We start from the raw sequence: 18,320 nt of genomic DNA, 5'->3' as shown, positions 1-18,320 counted from the left end.
CGCCGCTCTCTCCCCCGCCCCCCCCCCCCCCCCGGCCCCGCCCCCCCCCCCCCCGCGGGGGACTACCGGCCCGCCGCTAAACCGCCCCCACCCCCGTCCGACCAACGCTCAACGCCGGGCGAAGACCCTCCAGCCCGGCCGGCGCTCGAGGCCAAACAACCACCAAGGAGCCAACGCACACATGACCACCGACACCGACCAGGACCTCTTGCACCGCGTAAGCGACGGCGTCCTCTGGCTCACCCTCAACCGCCCCGCTGCCAGCAACTCCCTCACCTGGGCCCAGCGCGAACTCCTGATCGACCTCCTCGCCGAGGCGTCCGCGACCGAGTCCGTCCGCGCCGTGGTCCTCACCGCCGCGGGCCCCAAGCACTTCTGTACCGGCATGGACCTGCGCAGTTCCCCAGGCACCAAGTCCCTGCTCGCGGCGACCGCCGAAGGCGCCGAGGGCGCCGAATCCGACGACGCCGCCCCCAAGCCCCCCGCCCGCCCCACCGGCTATGCCACCCGGATGATGAAGACCGGCGTACAGCGCCTGACCAACGCCGTCCTGGACTGCGAGAAGCCGGTGATCGCGGCGGTCAACGGCACCACCGCCGGCTACGGGATGAGCCTGGCGCTCGCGTGCGACCTGGTGATCGCCGCCGACACCGCCCGCTTCATCCAGATCTTCACCCGTCGCGGCCTGGTGCCGGACGGCGGCAGCGCGTACCTGCTGCCGCGCCTGGTCGGCCCGCAGAAGGCCAAGGAGCTGATGTTCTTCGGCGACGACCTGCCCGCCGCCGAGGCGCTCCGGATCGGCGTGGTGAACAAGGTGGTCGCCGCCGACGAGCTCCAGGCCGTGGCCAAGGAATGGGCCGAGCGGCTGGCCACCGGACCGACCCGGGCGTACGCGTTCACCAAGCAGCTCGTCAACCGTTCGCTGGAGAGCGACCGCGTGGCGGCCTTCGACGAGGAGGCGCGGATCGTCGAGCTGAACATGACCTCGCGTGACGCGAACGAGGGGGTCGCCTCGCTCATGGAGCGCCGCAAGCCGGAGTACTACGGCTGGTAGCCGCGCTCCCGGCGGTCGGACGGCGGGCCCCGCGGCGGTCCTGCGGCGGGCCCGCGGCGGCCCGCCGAGCGCCCGCCGTTCGGTCGTTGTTCGAGCGTTGTGCCTTACGCCACAAGACAACTGACGAGTCGTCAGATGTGACGAAGGACCCCCTCTCCTTTGATTGACGCAAGGAAATCGGGTGACGTAGCGTCACAGACCCGACGCCCCAAGACACCTGCGAGGAAGTCCACCATGGGCCAGATCGACGCAGCGAGCACGAAGCCGGCGGATCCCGCGGCCATCGCCCTGCCGGAGGGTGGGGGCATCGTCGAGGCCGCCACATTCCGGCACGTCCTCGGCCACTTCGCCAGCGGCGTCACGGTGATCACCGCGCTCGACGGGGACATCCCCGTCGGCTTCGCCTGCCAGTCGTTCGCGTCGCTCTCGCTGGACCCGCCGCTGGTGACCTTCTTCGTGGCGAAGACCTCCACCACGTGGCCGCGGATCCGACCGGGCGGCCGGTTCTGCGTGAACGTGCTCGCCGAGGACCAGGAACAGCTCTGCCGCGGCTTCGCGGTCAGTGGCGCGGACAAGTTCGCCGGTGTCGCGCACAGCCCCGCGCCGACCGGCTCGCCGAAGCTGGACGACGTCCTCGCGTGGATCGACTGCACGCTGGAGAGCGTGGTCGACGGCGGCGACCACGAGATCGTGATCGGCCGGGTCCAGGCCCTGGACGCGCCGCGGATGGAGTGCGCCCCGCTGCTGTTCTACAAGGGCCGGTTCGGCCACCCCAGCGACAACGGGTAGCCCCGATCCGGACCCGGGCGCTTGGGCCGCGGATCCGGATCGGTGCACGCGTACCCGCTCAGTGCGCGCCGGCTCCGGTCAGCGCCCTGACCTCGAGTTCGGCGAACTTGCGGTCATCGTCGTCGTCGCGACGGCGTCGCGCGGACATCGCGCCGATCGCGGCGCACGCGAAGCCGACCGGGATGGAGATGATCCCCGGGTTCTCCAGCGGAATCGGCGCCGGGGTCGTGCAACTGAACAACGCCGTCGCGTTGCCCACGTCCTTGCGGTCCTTCGAGACGTCACAGTCGGCCGCCTGCTTCGCGGTGAGCTGCTTGATCGCCGGCTTGGTGTCGGACGCCCCGCCCCAGCAGATCGGCGACAGCGCCACCACCAGGACCGAGGTGACCAGGCCGCCGTAGATGCCGAACACCGCGCCGCGCGTGTTGAACTTCTTCCAGAACAGCGAGAACACGATCGCGGGCAGGTTGGCGGACGCGGCGATGGCGAACGCGAGCGCGACCAGGAACGCCACGTTCAACTCGCGGGCGAACACCGACAGCACGATCGCCGCCGTGCCGATCACGAAGGCCGCGATCCGCGCGACCTTGACCTCCTCGGCATCGGTGGTGCGGCCCTTGCGGAACACGTTCGCGTACAGGTCGTGCGCGAACGACGAGGACGAGGCCAGCGTCAGGCCGGCCACCACGGCGAGGATGGTCGCGAACGCCACCGCGGCGATGAAGGCGAGCATCAGCGCGCCGCCGGTGGTGCCCGCGCCGCCGCCCAGGTGTTCGGCCAGCCGGGTCGCGGCCGTGTTGCCGGTCGGGTCGGCCTTCTTGATCTCCCTGCTGCCGATCAGGGCGGCCGCGCCGAAGCCCAGGATCAGCGTCATCAGGTAGAACACCCCGATGATGCCGATCGCCCAGGTCACCGAGCGGCGCGCGACGCGGGCGTTGGGCACGGTGTAGAAGCGCACCAGGATGTGCGGCAGGCCGGCCGTACCGAGCACCAGCGCGAGCCCCAGCGAGATCAGGTCGATCTTCGACCAGCCGTCCGTGGCACCGTACTTGAGCCCAGGCTGAAGGAACGACTCACCCGAACCGGACTTGCTCGCCGCGGTGCCGAGCAGGTCGGCGACGTTGAAGTTGAACTTCGCCAGCACCCAGACGCACATCACGAACGCGCCCACCATGAGCAGCAGGGCCTTGACGATCTGCACCCAGGAGGTGCCCTTCATGCCGCCGACGGTGACGTAGACGATCATCAGCGCGCCCACCGCGGCGATGACCGAGATCTGCGCGGCGTCGCTCTTGACGTCGAGCAGGAGCGAGACCACCGACGCAGCGCCGACCATCTGGGCCAGCAGGTAGAAGATCGACACGACGATCGTGGACACGCTCGCGGCCATCCGGACCGGGCGTTCGCGCATGCGGTTGGCGAGTACGTCCGCCATCGTGTACCGGCCGGAGTTGCGCATCGGTTCGGCGACCAGGAGCAGGGCCACCAACCAGGCGACCAGGAAGCCGATCGAGTACAGGAAGCCGTCGTAGCCGGACAGTGCCAGGATGCCCGCGATGCCGAGGAAGGACGCGGCCGACATGTAGTCGCCGCCGATCGCCAGTCCGTTCTGGAGCGAGGTGAACGAGCGGCCGCCGGCGTAGAAGTCGGCCGCCGTACGGTTCCTGCGACTCGCCCAGAAGGTGATGCCGAGCGTGACCGCGACCAGCACGGCGAACATCGCGAAGGTCCAGCCTCGGTTGCTGGACTCCGCGGCGAGTTCGAGAGAAAGGTTCACGCTTCGAGTTCCTCTCGCAGTTCGGTGGCGACGGGGTCGAGTCGGGTGCGCGCGAATCGCGAATAGGCCCAGGCGATCAGGAACGTCGAGACGAACTGGAGCAGGCCGAACACGAGAGCGACATTGATGTGGTCGATCAGTTCCTTGGCCATGAAGTCACGCGCGTAGGCGGACATGACCACGTACAGCAGGAACCAGGTGAGGAACGCGGCGGTGACCGGGAAGATGAAGGACCGCTGGCGCTTCTTGAGCGCACCGAATCTCGGATCCTGTTCCATTTCCAGATATCCGGTGCGGTCGTCCACATACGGTGTGCGCGGGCCCGGAACGGACGCCTTGCCGGCGGCCGACGCCGCCCCCTTCTCGGTCGCTGGCTCGGGCTCGGGGGGACGATCGTGCGTGTCATCGTGCGGAGTCGGCATGGGGCGGTAGGGCTCCTCTCCAGCGGACACCCCGCGCGTGGCCCGAGGCGCCGATCGGGTACCTGACCGCGGTCCGTGGGACCTGGGGCCGCAGCGGAGCGAGTTTAGAGGCGCCGCCGGGACGCGCGGAACCTATCCGATCAACTGAAAGCGGGACTGACTGGTTACGCGGATAACCCACGAATTCCCGCCGCTCCCGGAATTGACCGAAATTGCCCACGAGTTCGCCGCATCCGACCGAACCACCGTCGAAGCAGCCCGAGTTGGTCCGGTGCGACCAACCATCGCCACATCCGAAACAATCCGATCACCGACACTTCGAGCCGGGCCCGCGCCTCGCGCCGAATCCGTTATCAAGATCGGAATGTTGTCGATTCGCGCTCGGGAACAGCGACTTCGGCAATACCGTCGCCCCTCGAAGCACCGCTCAGCCGGCGATCCTCAGCCCCACCACCACCGACTTGCCACACCCGTGGCGCGGCACCACCGCCCAGGTGGCGGCGAGCACGCTCACCAGGAGAAGCCCGCGCCCTCCGCATTCCTTCGGGCCGGGCGAGGCGAGTGCGGGCAGGGCCGCGCCGGGATCGGAGACGGCGAGCCACCAGTAGCCGTCGGCGGGCCAGAGCACGAGTTCGATCGGGCAGCCGTCGGCCGGACAAGTGCCGTACAGCAGCGCGTTGGTGACGAGCTCGGATGTCACCAACACGAGCTCGTCGGCGAGTTCGGGGCGAGAACCGCGCGGCAGGGCGCCCATCACGGCGCACCGGGCGCGCCGCACGGAGGTGGGATCGGCGGGAAAGCTCCAGTGCGACGGGATGACCGGGATCGCGGGGACGGTAGGCATGGCGGGCGCCGGTTCACCGGCGGGGCAGAGGGATCCGGGCATGGGCAACTCCTGGGCAGCGCGGGCTGGATGGGCGCGTACGCGGCGAACACGTCGCACTACGGCGCCGGTGGCCTACCTCCCCGAGCGCGAACACACCCGTCCCAAGACAGGCAGGCATGCTCGCGCGGTGCACTTCCGGCATCGCTTTGTGTAGGTGGTGCGACACCGAGCGTAGAACATGGCGGGGTAAATTTGCCACGCGATCGAGACTATTGATCCGCCTCTTGGTGTGTGTGCACGGTTGGGCGGCAGACTGCCTCTGACGGCGGGCGAAAGGAACCGGCATGGCTCCCAGGACGGTGCTTACCGAACGACAGAGGCGCTTGGGGAGTGAACTGCGACGGATCCGAACCTCGGCAGGCATGTCCGCCGAGTACGCGGCAGGGCTGCTGGGCGTGGACCGGGGCAAGATCTCCAACATGGAGTCGGGCTCGCGTTCGATCAGTGCCGACCGGCTGCGCACGTTGGTATGCAACTGCGAGTGCACCGACGAGCGGTACATCGAGGCGTTGATCGAGATGGCACAGCCGGACGTCAAGGGCTGGTGGGACCGCTACCGGGGGACATTGCCCCAAGGCCTCCTGGACATCGCCGAGTTGGAGGCTTCCGCGATCGGGATGCGAGTGGCGAACACCGTGCACATCCCCGGACTGCTCCAGACGCCCGACCACGCCCTCGCGGTCTTCCGGGTAGCCGTGCCCACGCTCCCGGACCACGAAGTCGGGCTCCGACTCGCCCACCGCGCGGAACGGCAACAGGTCCTCGTCCAAGACGATCCGCCCACGTACCGAGCCGTCATTCACGAAGCGGCACTTCGGATGCAGTTCGGCGGCAGGGCAATCGCGCGGGCCCAACTGGAACACCTGATCGGCATGTCCGAGCGACCGAACGTCACACTGCTGGTCCTCCCCCTACGAAGCAGGAGCCTTCCCAGGCGCAGGCCAAAGCGTCCTTTATGCCGAGGGTCCGGTACCGCTGCTCGATACCGTCCAGATCGACAGCTCACATGGGCCGGCCTTCATGTGGGCCGAGACCCAACTCGCAAAATACCGAGTACAACTGAAGTGGCTGGAAGACCTGGCCCTGCCTGCCGACCGGTCCCGCGATTTCATCCACGAGATCGCACACCACTCGTAAGGAGACCAACGATGCCCACCATCACGTGGGAAGACCCCTTCTGCGCCGAGGGCAACTCGTGCTTCCGGCTCGGCACCGATGCGGACGGCAACGGCTACATCGCCGTCGCCGGACACGAAGACGAATACGTCACCGACACCATGGACGCCCTCCGCACCCTCATCCGCGACATCAAAGCCGGCAAAGCCGACCACCTGCTGTAGTTCACAAGTAACCGGTGGCGCGCACGCACAAAGCGCGCCCCCCAAAGTGGGAGGCGCGCTTCGGCGAAGGGGCTGCGGGGTCAGAAGACGAAGACCCCCCGGGCGACCTTGCCCGCCTCCGCGTCCTCGACCGCGTGGTGGAAGTCGTCCAGGGCGTAGGTCTGGGTGACCAGTTCGTCGAGCCGCAGGGCGCCGGTCTTGTACAGGTCCGCGTAGCGCGCGATGTCGTACTGCGGGCGCGAGGAGCCGTAGCGGCAGCCCATGATCGACTTGTCCAGGAACATCGAGGACACGTGGAAGGACGCCTCGGCGTCCGACGGCGCGACGCCCAGGATGATCGCCTGGCCGGCCCGCCCGAGCATGTCGATCGCGTTGCGGATCACCCCGACGTGCCCGACGCACTCGAACGCGTGGTCCACGCCGCCCGGAACCAGCTCCTGGACCGCCTTGACCGAGTCCTCGACCGCGCGCGCGTCCACGAAGTCGGTCGCGCCGAACTCGCGCGCCACCGCCTCCTTCGCCGGGTTCGCGTCCACGGCCACGATCCGCACCGCGCCCGCGAGCTTCGCGCCCTGGATCACGTTGAGGCCGATGCCGCCCGTGCCGATCACCGCGACGGTGTCGCCGGGCTGTACCTTCGCCCGGTTCAGCACCGCACCCACGCCGGTCAGCACGCCGCAGCCGATCAGCGCGGCGGACGCGAGCGGGATGTCCTTGGGGATCTTGACCGCCTGGACACCCTTGACCACGATCTGCTCGGCGAACACCGACAGGCCCGCGAAGTTGTAGACCGGCTTGCCGCCACGCGTGAACGGCTGGTTGAGCTGGCCGAAGCTCTTGGCACACATGGTCGGCCGACCCCGGTCGCACTCACGGCACGCGCCGCACGAGGCCAGCGTGGACAGCGCCACGTGGTCGCCGGGCTTGACGTGCGTGACCAGCTCGCCGACCGCCTCCACGACGCCCGCGCCCTCGTGCCCGAGCACGACCGGGGGCGGGAAGGGGATGGTGCCGTTGATCACCGAGATGTCGCTGTGGCACAGACCGGCCGCACCGATCTTCACCAGGACCTCGTTGGCCCCGGGTGCGCGCACCTCGAGGTCATCGACGATCGAGGCTTCCTTGCCGTCGAAAAGAACGCCCTTCACCGGTTCCTCCTCCATCGGAAATGGGCTGACGAGCCGGGGCGCTCGACGGCTTACCGGCCGGACCGGCTCCGGAGCTTCAAGCGCGCACGCGTACCCGCGCGGCACTCTAGCCCGGAACTGATGAGCAGTCAGCCGGTTGTGACAGTCCTCTCGTCACACCGCGACACCGCCTCTGAGCAGCCCGTCGATCACACACGTGTCGCATCGACGTACGGTTCATCACCCGTGCCACAGCGGGCACTTCAGACACCGCGCGGCGCCCCCGCCGCGTCCAGGATCCGGTGCATGGCCTCGACCGGGAGAGCGGGATTGCGCGCCGCGTAAGGCCCGAGTTCGGCATCGTCCAAGAGCGCGAGCAGCCGATCCACCGGCACTGCCGGATGCCTGGCGAGCGCGGTTCGCACACACCGCTCCGGATCGGCGAGCAGCCCGAGCACCACATCCGCCGGCGCGTCCGGATCGCGCAGCACAAGCTCGCGCATGCCCGGATCCGGATCGCCCGCGAACCGTGCGAGCCCGTGGGTCGGGAAACCCGCGCGGTAGATCAGCCGACTCCGCCCGCAACCGCGGAAGTCCCGATACGCCCGTAACAGCAACTCCGGCCCGACGCCCGCCTGGTGACGACAGGTCAGCACCCGCACCCCGAGATCGGGATCCACCGCCAGGAGATCGCGCGACCTTGCCGAAAGCCCGGCCGAGCCCGCCGCGATCCGCCGCAGCCCGGGATGTGCCGAGCGCGCCCACTCGTCCGGCGTACCCGCGAGGGGACGTGGCGAGTACCAAGTCGCGAAGTCCAGGTCCTCCACCGCCGGCACCTCGTAGTGGATCGCCGCCCGCTGATCCTCCGTCAACTCCGATCGCATCGACACCCGGTAGCGCACGCGCGGATCGGGATCGCGCGCCAGGACCGCCACCAGATCGGCCGGGAGATGCGGATTTCCGGCGGCGTAGGGCCGGTAGTGCGGCGGCGCTTGACCCCGAACGATCCGCTCGGCGTCGGCGCGCGTGAGCGGGCGGCTGGAAATTGCCGATTCACTGCCTCGGTTGGTCGGCGCCCAGTCGATGTCGGTCACGCATCGTCGTACGTCGATCGCCGCCCTTCTGGCCCGCATGCGGACCCTGCGCTCACGGTCGACGGTCAGCGCCACCCGATCGGCGAAGGGCAGACTTTCCCACCACCCGCACGCCATCGACCGCAGCTCCGCCTCCGGCCGCCGTGCGAACGATCGGAAGATGTGCGACGGCATGCCGGAGGCCAGAAGCTCCTGCATCACGTCGTCCCGGCTCAACACCTGATCGCCGTAGCCGCTCTCCCACGTCATCACGTGCGAAAGAAACCGCGCGTACGCGTCGTCCGGCAGCGGACGCGGATCCCCGTCCGGATGGCGCACGCCACGGACCGTACAGGCAATCACCCTCCGGTCCGGATCGCCAACCAGACGCGCCCGCTGCGCCGGATCCACGTACGGATTGCCGGCCAACCCCACGCGCACCCTGCGGTCGGGATGCCCGACCATCGCCTCGATCACATCCTGCGGCAGGGCCGGCGCACCGGCGAGCCCGACGCGGGCGACCCGTCCCAGCTCACCGGTCAACGCCCGTGACAGGACCTCCCGCGGCGCCTCCGGATTCCCCAACACACCCTCGGCCCGCTCGTCGATCCCCGTCACGTGCCGCCCCCGCTCGGAATGTCCACGACACCCAGGATCCACGGCTTCACCGCGCCGGAAAGGCGGAACCCGTCGGCCACCACGGACCCGCCCGAGTCGGCTCGTCCGCCTCAAGCGGTGTGCGGCGTGAAGACGACGGTCGAGGTGTCCCCGTCCAAGGCGATGTTCAACGATGCGTCGAGCGCCTTCGCCAGGCGGGCGAGCAGCGGGAGGGTCGGTATCGTGCCGCCGAGTTCGATCTTGAAGATCTCCGGCTGCGTCATCTCCGCCCGCTTGCCGAGTTCACTCTGCGAGATGCCCAATGCGGTACGCCGCTCATAAACCGCCAAGCCGAGAACCGAGGCCATGCGGATCTCCACATGAATGGCCTGGGCCTCGGGCGATTCGGTGCCGCCGGCCACAAGCCGCCAGTCCCGGGTGAGCTTCCAGCGCGTATGGCTCATCAGAATTGTCCCTTCGCGCAAGGATCATCCCCATACACAAGTGTATGGCCGGGCATCCGGCGGCGGCCTCGGATGGTGCGCGGGCCAGGGAGCTGTCGACCCCTGCGGGTGGCACGCTGCACCCGAGCCCGGTGGGACGCATGGTGCCGATGTGGCGTGCCGGCGGGTGTACGGACGAATCGTGATCGGGGAAGGGAAATCGGTGCCCACAGGATATTGACGCCTCGTCCGACACTGATCACCCTGAGTGTGGCGGTCGTTCGCGAGGGGACGACGAGGCGCCCGGGAAGTGCCCTGGGTTTCCTCGACGAAGTGGGACCGTCATCGTTCCGGGCCTCGTCGCGGTGCCCGGAACGCATGCGGGCCCCGGGACAGGCAACCCTGTCCGGGGCCCGCACGCCCTCCGGTCTACGCGTGTTCGAGGCCCGCGCCCGGCCGACCCGAGTCCGGCCGACGCCGGCCGGCCGACCCGGCGACAGCCGAACCGTCCCGCGCTACTTGATCGCCACCGGGTTCACCGGCGTGCCGACGCCGCCCACGAAGGGTTCCGGCGAGGCCTCCAGGAAGAACTCGTACACGCCGTCCGCCGCGCAGTCCTCGGACAGCTCCTCCAGGTTCCAGTTCTGCCCCTGGAGCATCCCCATCTCCACCAGGTGCAGCGCGTGCACCGCCATGAAGCAGTCCTCGATCTCCGGCGGGAAGACCTCGAAGGTCACGGTGTCGTTGGCCACCGCCGCCACGTCGCGCGCGTGGAACCACTCGGGCGTGCGCACCGACAGGCCCGGGCCGTAGAAGTACATGTCCTTCTCGCCCGCGAAGTACTGCCGGATCTGCCCGGTGCGCACCAGCACGATGTCACCCGCGCGGACACGCACGTTGCCGAACTCCTCGGCCGCCTCCAGGTCCGCGGGGGTCACCGCGTACTCCGGCGGCAGGATGTCCAGGCCCTTGGCCCGCGCCACGTCGAGCAGCACCCCGCGCGAGACCAGCGTCTTGACGTTGTGGATGCCGAGCCTGCGCGCGCCCTCCTCCGCCGTGACCGTCTCCTTGGCCGAGTGGCCGTTGTACAGCCGGTCGTCGTAGGTCGCGTGGGTCAGCCCGTCCCAGTGCGTACCCGCCTGGATGCCCATCACCACCGAGTCGTCGCTGGTGGCCACCGTGCCGGGGCCGAAGACCTCGTGGTTGACCAGGAACGTGGTGCGCTTGGGGTTGTCCCGGCCCGGGATCATCCCGTTCTGGATGCCGTCCTCACGCAGTTCCACGGCCAGCGAGAAGCGCTTGCCGGTGCGTACGCAGCCCGCCGCGGCCCTGACCACGTCGTCCGTGATCAGGTTGATCGTCCCGATCTCGTCCTCCCGGCCCCATCGGCCCCAGTTGTTCACACGAGCGGCGAGTTCATGAAACTCGGGGGGCAGCGACATAGGGGAGCCTCCTCCAGGCGGTGGTGACACGTGCCGATGGGCACGAATACCGACAGGCGCACTCTCGGAATCCGACGACCGCGCTGTCAAGTGCGTGTGTGGTGCTGCGTCGTGCTGTGTGCTGCGGCACTCTATCCAGGAAAACTAACGGATCGTCAGATAATGTCGGGAGGGCGTTCTCACAGGCTGCGCACCTTGCGTCCGCAAGGCTGCCGGACCTGTGCGGGCGGTCGAAGCGGTCCAGACCGCGACGACCGCGGAGCGCGCCACGACCGACCCCACCTGGGCCTCGGCCCTCGACTTCCGGGGCCTACTGGCGAGGCCACCGACAAGGAGCGGACAACACATGGGTGACTTCCTCACGGGCAAGGTAATCGCGGTCACCGGCGCCGGCCGGGGCATCGGCCGGGCCGTCGCACTCGCCGCCGCCGCACACGGCGCCAAGGTGGTCGTGAACGACTACGGCGTCGCGATGGACGGCAGCGCGCCGACCAGCGAGGTCGCCGACGCCGTGGTGAAGGAGATCGAGGCGCTCGGCGGCGAGGCCGTCGCGGTCGCCGACTCCGTGGCCACGATGGAGGGCGGCGCCCGGATCGTGAACGCCGGCGTCGAGAAGTGGGGCCGGATCGACGGCGTCGTCACCGTCGCGGGCAACCTGCGTGAGCGCATGTTGTTCAACATGACCGAGGACGAGTGGGACAGCGTCATCGCCACCCACCTCAAGGGCACCTTCACCGTCGTGCAGGCCGCGTCCAAGGTGATGAAGACCCAGGGCTTCGGCTCGATCGTCGGCTTCACCTCCGGCGTGTACGCGCTCGGCTCGGTCGCCCAGGCGAACTACGCCGCGGCCAAGGGCGGCATCGTCTCGTTCGTGCGCTCCGCCGCGCTGGGCCTGAACAAGTACGGCGTCAACGCCAACTGCGTCGCGCCGGTGGCCCGGACCCGGATGTCCGAGGGCGTCCCGCAGACGCTCAAGGAGATCGGCGACCCCGAGGACGTCGCGGAGCTGGTGGTCTTCCTGCTCTCCGACCACGCCAAGAACATCACCGGTCAGGTGTACACGACCGCCGGCCCCAAGATCGCGCTGTGGGACCAGCCGCACGAGATCAAGACGATGTACGCGGCCGACCGCTGGACGGCCGAGGAGATCGCCGAGAAGCTGCCCACCCAGATCGGCCAGGACCCGATGCCGGTGCTCGCCCAGCTCAAGGAGTACGCGGCCGCCGCGGCCAAGAAGAAGGCCGCCGAGGCCGCGGCCGCCGCCGGCAACTGACCCAGCCCTCGGCAGGCGGTGCGCGCGGGGTTCGAGCCGCGAACGGCGAACCCCGCGCCGCTGTCCGTGCACCCCCCGCGAGATTGGACAGGCTGTGGATTTCCGGTACAGCGCCGAGGACGAGGAGTTCCGGGCCGAGGTCCGCGAGTGGCTCCGGGAGAACCTCTCCGGTGAGTTCGCCGCGGCCGTCGGTACCGGCGGTCCCGGCAGCGAGCACGAGCACTTCGAGATCCGCCGCGCCTGGGAGCTGCGCCTGGGCGAGGGCGGCTGGATCGGCCTGGACTGGCCCAGGCGATACGGGGGCCGCGAGGCGTCCTTGATGCAGCAGGTGATCTTCGGCGAGGAGTACGCCCGCGCCCAGGCGCCCGGCCGGGTCAACCACATGGGCGAGAACCTGCTCGGCCCCACCGTGCTCGCGTTCGGCACCGAGGAGCACAAGGCCCGCTTCCTGCCCGCCATCGCGCGTGGCGAGGAGTTGTGGTGTCAGGGCTACTCGGAGCCGGGCGCCGGCTCCGACCTGGCCAACCTGCGCACCACCGCGACCGTGGACCCCGAGTCCGGCGACTGGCTGATCACCGGCCAGAAGGTGTGGACCTCGCTCGCGCACGAGGCGAACTGGTGCTTCGTGCTGGCCCGCACCGATCCCGCGTCGCAGCGGCACAAGGGCATCACCTTCCTGCTCACGCCGATGGACCAGCCGGGCATCGAGATCCGCCCGATCGTCCAGTTGACCGGCACCAGCGAGTTCAACGAGGTGTTCTTCGACAACGCCCGCGCGCGGGCCGAGCACGTGGTCGGCGAGGTCGGCGCGGGCTGGGGCGTGGCCATGGGCCTGCTCGCGTTCGAGCGCGGGGTCTCCACGCTGGCCCAGCAGATCGGCTTCGAGATCGAGCTGGACAAGGTGGTCGCCGAGGCGAAGGCCAACGGCGCGATCGAGGACCCGGTCCTGCGCGACCGACTGCTGCAGAGCTGGATCGACCTCAAGGTGCTGCGCTGCAACGCGCTGCGCACGCTCGGCTCGCCCGATCCCGGCGCGGCCTCGGTGGCCAAGCTGGTGTGGGCCGGCTGGCATCAGCGGCTCGGCACGCTCGCGATGGACGTGGCCGGCGCCGAGTCCGGCCTGGCCGCCGAGGCACCGTACGAACTCTCGGCCGCGCAACGCCTGTTCCTGTTCACCAAGTCCGACACCATCTACGGCGGGTCGAACGAGGTGCAGCGCAACATCATCGCCGAGCGTGTCCTCGGCATGCCCCGTGAACCGCGAGGAGACGCCAAGTGAGCCCCACCCCCGCCCCCGCCTACGTCGAGGGCCACGGCCTGTTGGCCGGCAAGACCGTCCTGATCACCGCCGCCGCCGGCACCGGGATCGGCTTCGCCGCGGCCAAGCGCGCCGCGGAGGAGGGCGCCGTGATCGCGATCAGCGACAAGCACGAGCGCCGCCTCGGCGAGGCCGCCGACGAACTCGCCAAGCTGATCGGATCGCGCCCGCTCGCCGTCCCGTGCGACGTCACGGTCGAGGACGAGGTGCAGCACCTGATCGACACGGCCGCGCGCGAACTCGGCGGTATCGACGTGCTGATCAACAACGCCGGGCTCGGCGGCGAGGCCAACCTCGTCGACATGACCGACGCGCAGTGGGACCTGGTGATGAACGTGACGCTGAACGGCACGTTCCGCTGCACCCGGGCGGCGCTGCGGCACATGCGGCCGCGCGGCAAGGGTGTGATCGTCAACAACGCCTCGGTGCTCGGCTGGCGCGCGCAAAAGGGTCAGGCGCACTACGCCGCGGCCAAGGCCGGTGTGATGGCGCTGACCCGCTGCTCCGCCGTGGAGGCGGCCGAGTTCGGCGTACGGGTCAACGCGGTCGCGCCGAGCATCGCGATGCACGCGTTCCTGGCCAGGGCCTCGTCCGAGGAACTGCTCGACGAGTTGTCCTCGCGCGAGGCGTTCGGGCGCGCGGCCGAGCCGTGGGAGGTCGCGAACGTGATGGTCTTCCTCGCGTCGGACTACTCGTCGTACATGACCGGCGAGGTCGTCTCGGTGAGCTCGCAACGCGCCTGAGGACACCTCGCTCCGGCGCGCCGGACGGCACGTCACCCATCCCGGTGACGGCACCTCACGTCGGCGTGTGACGGCACGTCACCTCGTCGCGCGCGGCGACCCAGCACGCCGCGCGCGCCGACCGCCACGCCTGTGACGTGTCGTCAGGAACGGCGCCTGGGCCCGGGTATCAGTCCCCGCAGGGACCGGCCCGGGCTTTCGCGCGCGCCGGCCCGATCCGGCCCGCGGCTGCCGCGCGCCAGGAAGTCGAGGATGTCGGGAAGCAGTTCGCTGACCCGGTACGGCGGCCCCTCGGCATCGCCGCCGTCGGGGTCCGGGCGGTCCGCGTCGTCCGGCTCGCGTGCCGACCACTCGAACCCGCACCACGGGTGATCACGACCACATTGCGGGCAAGCTTTTCCGCTCATGTCCACCCACGATAGGTGGTCGATCGCGGACGCGCCGTAACTTTTCCGGACTTGTCCAGAACCGGTTCGTCGGTCGCGCCCCGGCCGTGCCCGGCGCGCACGCGGGAGCGAGACGGGGCCCACACATCTATTGCCGACCGCCACTCGAAATGAACCCAGGCCGGTGTTACTTTGATCTGACTATCCGTCAGGTTCTGTGCCGGCTGCCTCACCTGCACGTACACAGGTGAGGCTGCCGGCATGGGCGCGCCCCGAAAGGCGACCCGTGGACTTCGACTTCTCCCCCGACCAGACCGCGTTCAGCGAGACGGTCGAGCGGTTTCTCGACGCCAATCCCGACCCTGAAGTGTTCGATGTCACCCGGGAGAACATGGCCCAGGTCGTCGACACCCCCGCACGCCGCGCGTACATGCGCAAGATGGCCGACCAAGGCTGGCTCGGCATCACCTGGCCCGAGGAATGGGGCGGCCAGGACGGCGACGGGGTCTACGAATACCTGCTCAACGAAGCCCTCGCCGGGCGCGGTGGACCGCAGATCGGCAAGGGCGTCGGCATCATCGGCAAGACCCTGCTCGCGCACGGCAGCGACAAGCTCAAGGCCGAGTTCCTGCCGAAGATCCTCAACAACGAGGTCGAGTTCGCGGTCGGCTACAGCGAGCCCGAGGCGGGCTCCGACGCCGCCTCGATGAAGCTGCGCGCGGTCCGCGACGGCGCGGGCTGGCGGCTCAACGGCCAGAAGACCTGGACCACCTCGGCGCACTTCGCCGAGTGGTACTGGGTCGGCGCGCGCACCGACCCCGACGCGCCCAAGCACCACGGCATCACGCTGTTCCTGGTGCCGATGGACCACCCGGGCATCACCGTCCGGGGCATCTGGACGATGGGCGACGAGCGCACCAACGACGTCTTCTTCGACGACGTGTGGGTCTCCGACGAGTATGTGGTCGGCGAGTTGAACAAGGGCTTCCAGTACATCTCCCAGGCACTCGACCTGGAACGCTTCACGATGTTCTCGTTCGCCCCGATCCAGCAGCGCCTGAACGTGCTCACCGAGTACGTCAAGGAGGCCACCCGCGACGACGAGCCGCTGCGCGAGGACCCGATCGTGCGCAAGCAGTTGGCCACGCTGGTCACCGAGGCCGCCGTCGCGCGCCTGCTCGGACTGCGCGTGGTGGCCGCCGCGGCCGGTGGCGGAAAACCGCCCACCGTCGAGGCGTCCGGCTACAAGCTGTACGCCACCGAGTTGTCCAAGCGGCTCGCGAACGCGTCGATGGACATCGCCTCGCCGGGCACCCAGTTGCGGGTGGGCACCGAGGACGCGCCGATGACCGGTCGCGCCGACTCGACCTACCGCTACACCGTGCTCGACACCATCGGCGGCGGCACCTCCGAGGTGCAGAAGAACATCATCGCCCGCCGCGGTCTCGGCCTTCCCAAGAACTTCTGACGGGGCCGCGGTCATGTCCGGAGAGTTCCTGGAAGGCGTCACGGTGCTGGATCTCGCGAGCGTGGGCCCCGCCGCCCGCGCCTCGCGCTGGTTGGCCGACTACGGGGCCGAGGTGATCAAGGTCGGCCCGGTCCCGGCCAAGAGCGGCGTGCAGATCGCGCCGCCCTACTACTCGTACAGCGCGCATCGGCGGATGAAGCGCGTGCTGGTCGACATGAAGGCACCCGAGGGCCGCGAGGCGTTCCTGACCCTGGTCGAGAGCGCCGACGTGGTGATCGAGAGCTTCCGCCCCGGTGTGGTGGACCGCCTGGGCATCGGCCCGGACGCGGCCGCGGCGCGCAACCCGCGGATCGTCTACTGCTCGACGTCCGGCTTCGGTCAGGCCGGCCCGCACGCGCAACAGGCCGGGCACGACCTGAACTACCTGGGCGTGGGCGGCTTCCTGCACATGTCCGGCCCCGGCGCGGACGGCGGTCCGCCGATCCCGGGCGCGACCGTGGCGGACAGCGCGGGCGGCGGCATGCACGCGGTGATCGCGATCATGGGCGCGTTGTTCCGCCGGCAGCGCACCGGCGAGGGCGCCCGGCTGGACGTCTCGGTGGCCGACGGCATGCTCGCGCTGATGGCGCTGGGCGTGGACGAATACCTGGCCACCGGCGTCGAACCCGAGCCCAGGCACGGCATCCTGACCGGCCGCTACGCGTGCTACGACACCTACCGCGCGCGAGACGGCAAGTGGCTCGCGGTGGCCGCGATCGAGGGTCGCTTCTGGGCGAACCTGTGCCGGCTGACCGGGCTGGACAAATGGGCCCCGCGCCAGCTCGACGACGACGCGCAGGACGCGATCCGGGCCGACCTGGCGGCGGCCTTCGCCGGCCGCGACCGGGACGACTGGGTGGCCGAGCTGGCCCCCGCCGACACCTGCGTGTCCGCGGTGCTGTCGGTACCGGAACTGCTGGAGGACCCGCAGTACCTGGCGCGCGAGGCGTTCACCACCGCCAAGCACCCGGTCCAGGGCGAGTTCCGCCAGGTGGGCCCGGTACTGGCCGGCCAGCAGGCACCCGCGGACCCGTACCCGGTCCGGGAATCGGGGATCACCGACACCGACGAGCTGCTCGCCTCGGCCGGGCTGAGCCCGGACCGCATCGCCGAGCTTCGCGCTTCAGGAGTGGTCGCATGACGGCACAAGACACCGCGCTGCCCGAGGACGTGGCGGCGCTCATCGGCAAGGTCCAGTACGAGAAGCGGGGTGACTTCCCCGCCGAGCGCGGCTACATCTGGACCTCGTGCGCGTCCGTGCAGAACGGCAACCCGCTGTTCTGGGACGAGGCGGTCGCGAAGGAGTTGACCGGGGGCCCGATCGCCCCGCTCAGCCTGCTGTCCGCGTGGGCCCGCCCGCACTACTGGGCGCCCGGCGCGGAGGGCGAGCAGCTCTCCCTCCAGGTGCACTTCGACCTCAAGATCCGCTTCGAACTGCCCGAGGCGATCATGACCGACAACACCAACGTCTTCTACGAACCGGTACGCCTGGGCGACATCGTGACGTCGCATCAGGTACTCCGCTCGGTCAGTCCGGAGAAGCGCACCAAGCTCGGGATCGGCCGCTTCTGGGTGATCGACGTCGAGTACCACAACCAGGACGGCGCCCTGCTCGGCACCGAGTCCTACACCGGCTACGGCTACCGGCGGGAGGCCACCGGATGAGCGACCTGACCCTGGACCAGTTGGCCAAGGGCGACGCGCTGCCCACGTTCGGCGTCGACGTCACCGCGACCACGGTCATCCTGGGCGCGCTGGCCAGCCGCGACTGGCGGCCGATGCACCACGACTACAAGTTCGCGGTGGAGCGCCAGGGCGTGCAGGACATCTTCCTGAACACCCCGAACCAGGCCGCCTGGTTCGAGCGCTACCTCAACGACTGGACCGGCCCCAAGGGCCGGATCGGCCGGATGGTGTTCCGGATGACCAAGCCGGTCTTCCCCGGCGACCACATGCTGCTCACCGGCACGGTGGACGACGTCTCGGTGGACGAGGCCGGCTGCGGCTGGGTCCGCGCCGAGATCTCGCTGACCGTGGACGGCGCGGCCCGCACCACGGCCACCGCGCGAATCGCGTTGCCCACCACCCCCGACGACAACCCGTGGGACCGGCGCGGCGAGCGCTGGAAGCCCTAGAGGAGACG

General features: G+C 69.7%; 18 protein-coding genes and 1 pseudogene. 11 read left to right on the top strand and 8 right to left on the bottom strand.

Annotated features, from left to right (window positions below; genetic code table 11):
• Positions 1-181: 181 nt before the first annotated feature.
• The gene (locus ACWCPW_RS07005; RefSeq protein ID WP_449760532.1) at positions 182-1,054 is read left to right on the top strand and encodes an enoyl-CoA hydratase/isomerase family protein; all 873 of its coding nucleotides are present in this window, start codon (positions 182-184) and stop codon (positions 1,052-1,054) included.
• 234 nt (positions 1,055-1,288) lie between these two features.
• Positions 1,289-1,843, top strand: coding sequence for a flavin reductase family protein (locus ACWCPW_RS07000; protein ID WP_449760531.1), 555 nt, complete (start codon positions 1,289-1,291; stop codon positions 1,841-1,843).
• 58 nt (positions 1,844-1,901) lie between these two features.
• Here the strand turns inward: ACWCPW_RS07000 and ACWCPW_RS06995 are convergent, their stop codons facing one another.
• The 3 genes from ACWCPW_RS06995 to ACWCPW_RS06985 form a co-directional block, all read right to left on the bottom strand.
• Entirely contained in the window at positions 1,902-3,563 is a 1,662-nt protein-coding gene (locus ACWCPW_RS06995; protein WP_449760539.1) for a solute symporter family protein, read from the bottom strand.
• 53 nt (positions 3,564-3,616) lie between these two features.
• Positions 3,617-3,925, bottom strand: coding sequence for a DUF485 domain-containing protein (locus tag ACWCPW_RS06990; RefSeq protein WP_449760530.1), 309 nt, complete (start codon positions 3,923-3,925; stop codon positions 3,617-3,619).
• A gap of 544 nt (positions 3,926-4,469) precedes the next feature.
• Positions 4,470-4,886, bottom strand: a complete 417-nt coding sequence (locus tag ACWCPW_RS06985; RefSeq protein ID WP_449760529.1) for an ATP-binding protein — start codon at positions 4,884-4,886, stop codon at positions 4,470-4,472.
• 326 nt (positions 4,887-5,212) lie between these two features.
• Between ACWCPW_RS06985 and ACWCPW_RS06980 the strand changes: the two are divergent.
• Positions 5,213-6,065, top strand: a pseudogene (locus ACWCPW_RS06980) (helix-turn-helix domain-containing protein).
• Between the two features lie 11 nt (positions 6,066-6,076).
• A complete protein-coding gene (locus tag ACWCPW_RS06975; RefSeq protein WP_449760528.1) occupies positions 6,077-6,268 on the top strand; it encodes a hypothetical protein in 192 nt (63 codons plus the stop codon).
• 80 nt (positions 6,269-6,348) lie between these two features.
• Here ACWCPW_RS06975 and ACWCPW_RS06970 read toward each other — a convergent pair whose 3' ends face one another.
• The 4 genes from ACWCPW_RS06970 to ACWCPW_RS06955 all read right to left on the bottom strand — a co-directional run bounded on the left by ACWCPW_RS06970 (position 6,349) and on the right by ACWCPW_RS06955 (position 10,950).
• On the bottom strand, positions 6,349-7,416 hold the full coding sequence (locus ACWCPW_RS06970; protein WP_402234589.1) for a Zn-dependent alcohol dehydrogenase: 1,068 nt from the start codon (positions 7,414-7,416) through the stop codon (positions 6,349-6,351).
• 242 nt (positions 7,417-7,658) lie between these two features.
• Positions 7,659-9,086 (bottom strand): hypothetical protein, encoded by a 1,428-nt coding sequence (locus ACWCPW_RS06965; protein ID WP_449760527.1) that lies wholly within the window; start codon positions 9,084-9,086, stop codon positions 7,659-7,661.
• A 110-nt stretch (positions 9,087-9,196) separates the two neighbouring features.
• On the bottom strand, positions 9,197-9,529 hold the full coding sequence (locus ACWCPW_RS06960; RefSeq protein WP_395866960.1) for a helix-turn-helix transcriptional regulator: 333 nt from the start codon (positions 9,527-9,529) through the stop codon (positions 9,197-9,199).
• A gap of 494 nt (positions 9,530-10,023) precedes the next feature.
• Complete coding sequence (locus ACWCPW_RS06955; protein ID WP_449760526.1) at positions 10,024-10,950, bottom strand: cyclase family protein; 927 nt, start codon at positions 10,948-10,950, stop codon at positions 10,024-10,026.
• A gap of 346 nt (positions 10,951-11,296) precedes the next feature.
• On the opposite strand from ACWCPW_RS06955, the gene ACWCPW_RS06950 reads away from it, so the two are divergent.
• The 3 genes from ACWCPW_RS06950 to ACWCPW_RS06940 all read left to right on the top strand — a co-directional run bounded on the left by ACWCPW_RS06950 (position 11,297) and on the right by ACWCPW_RS06940 (position 14,284).
• On the top strand, positions 11,297-12,223 hold the full coding sequence (locus ACWCPW_RS06950; RefSeq protein ID WP_395866956.1) for an SDR family oxidoreductase: 927 nt from the start codon (positions 11,297-11,299) through the stop codon (positions 12,221-12,223).
• Between the two features lie 94 nt (positions 12,224-12,317).
• Positions 12,318-13,502 carry an acyl-CoA dehydrogenase family protein gene (locus ACWCPW_RS06945; RefSeq protein ID WP_449760525.1) on the top strand — a complete coding sequence of 395 codons (1,185 nt, stop codon included), beginning with the start codon at positions 12,318-12,320 and terminating at the stop codon, positions 13,500-13,502.
• Entirely contained in the window at positions 13,499-14,284 is a 786-nt protein-coding gene (locus ACWCPW_RS06940) for an SDR family oxidoreductase (protein ID WP_449760524.1), read from the top strand. The genes ACWCPW_RS06945 and ACWCPW_RS06940 overlap by 4 nt, the downstream gene beginning before the upstream one ends.
• Positions 14,285-14,427: 143 nt before the next feature.
• On the opposite strand, the gene ACWCPW_RS06935 is transcribed toward ACWCPW_RS06940, so the two are convergent.
• Positions 14,428-14,691, bottom strand: coding sequence for a hypothetical protein (locus ACWCPW_RS06935; RefSeq protein ID WP_449760523.1), 264 nt, complete (start codon positions 14,689-14,691; stop codon positions 14,428-14,430).
• 265 nt (positions 14,692-14,956) lie between these two features.
• On the opposite strand from ACWCPW_RS06935, the gene ACWCPW_RS06930 reads away from it, so the two are divergent.
• From ACWCPW_RS06930 to ACWCPW_RS06915, 4 genes are read left to right on the top strand one after another with little or no spacing between them, the layout of a single operon-like run.
• Positions 14,957-16,138 carry an acyl-CoA dehydrogenase family protein gene (locus ACWCPW_RS06930; protein ID WP_395866951.1) on the top strand — a complete coding sequence of 394 codons (1,182 nt, stop codon included), beginning with the start codon at positions 14,957-14,959 and terminating at the stop codon, positions 16,136-16,138.
• Between the two features lie 13 nt (positions 16,139-16,151).
• Complete coding sequence (locus ACWCPW_RS06925; RefSeq protein ID WP_449760522.1) at positions 16,152-17,318, top strand: CaiB/BaiF CoA transferase family protein; 1,167 nt, start codon at positions 16,152-16,154, stop codon at positions 17,316-17,318.
• Positions 17,315-17,842, top strand: coding sequence for an FAS1-like dehydratase domain-containing protein (locus ACWCPW_RS06920; protein ID WP_395866947.1), 528 nt, complete (start codon positions 17,315-17,317; stop codon positions 17,840-17,842). The genes ACWCPW_RS06925 and ACWCPW_RS06920 overlap by 4 nt, the downstream gene beginning before the upstream one ends.
• A complete protein-coding gene (locus ACWCPW_RS06915; RefSeq protein ID WP_020549685.1) occupies positions 17,839-18,312 on the top strand; it encodes a hotdog family protein in 474 nt (157 codons plus the stop codon). Before ACWCPW_RS06920 ends, ACWCPW_RS06915 begins: the two co-directional genes overlap by 4 nt.
• Positions 18,313-18,320 lie beyond the last annotated feature (8 nt).

This window comes from Embleya sp. NPDC001921 (assembly GCF_053594475.1).
The sequence above is the reverse complement of the archived record's forward strand: the minus strand, read 5'-3'. Positions and strand labels throughout refer to the sequence as shown.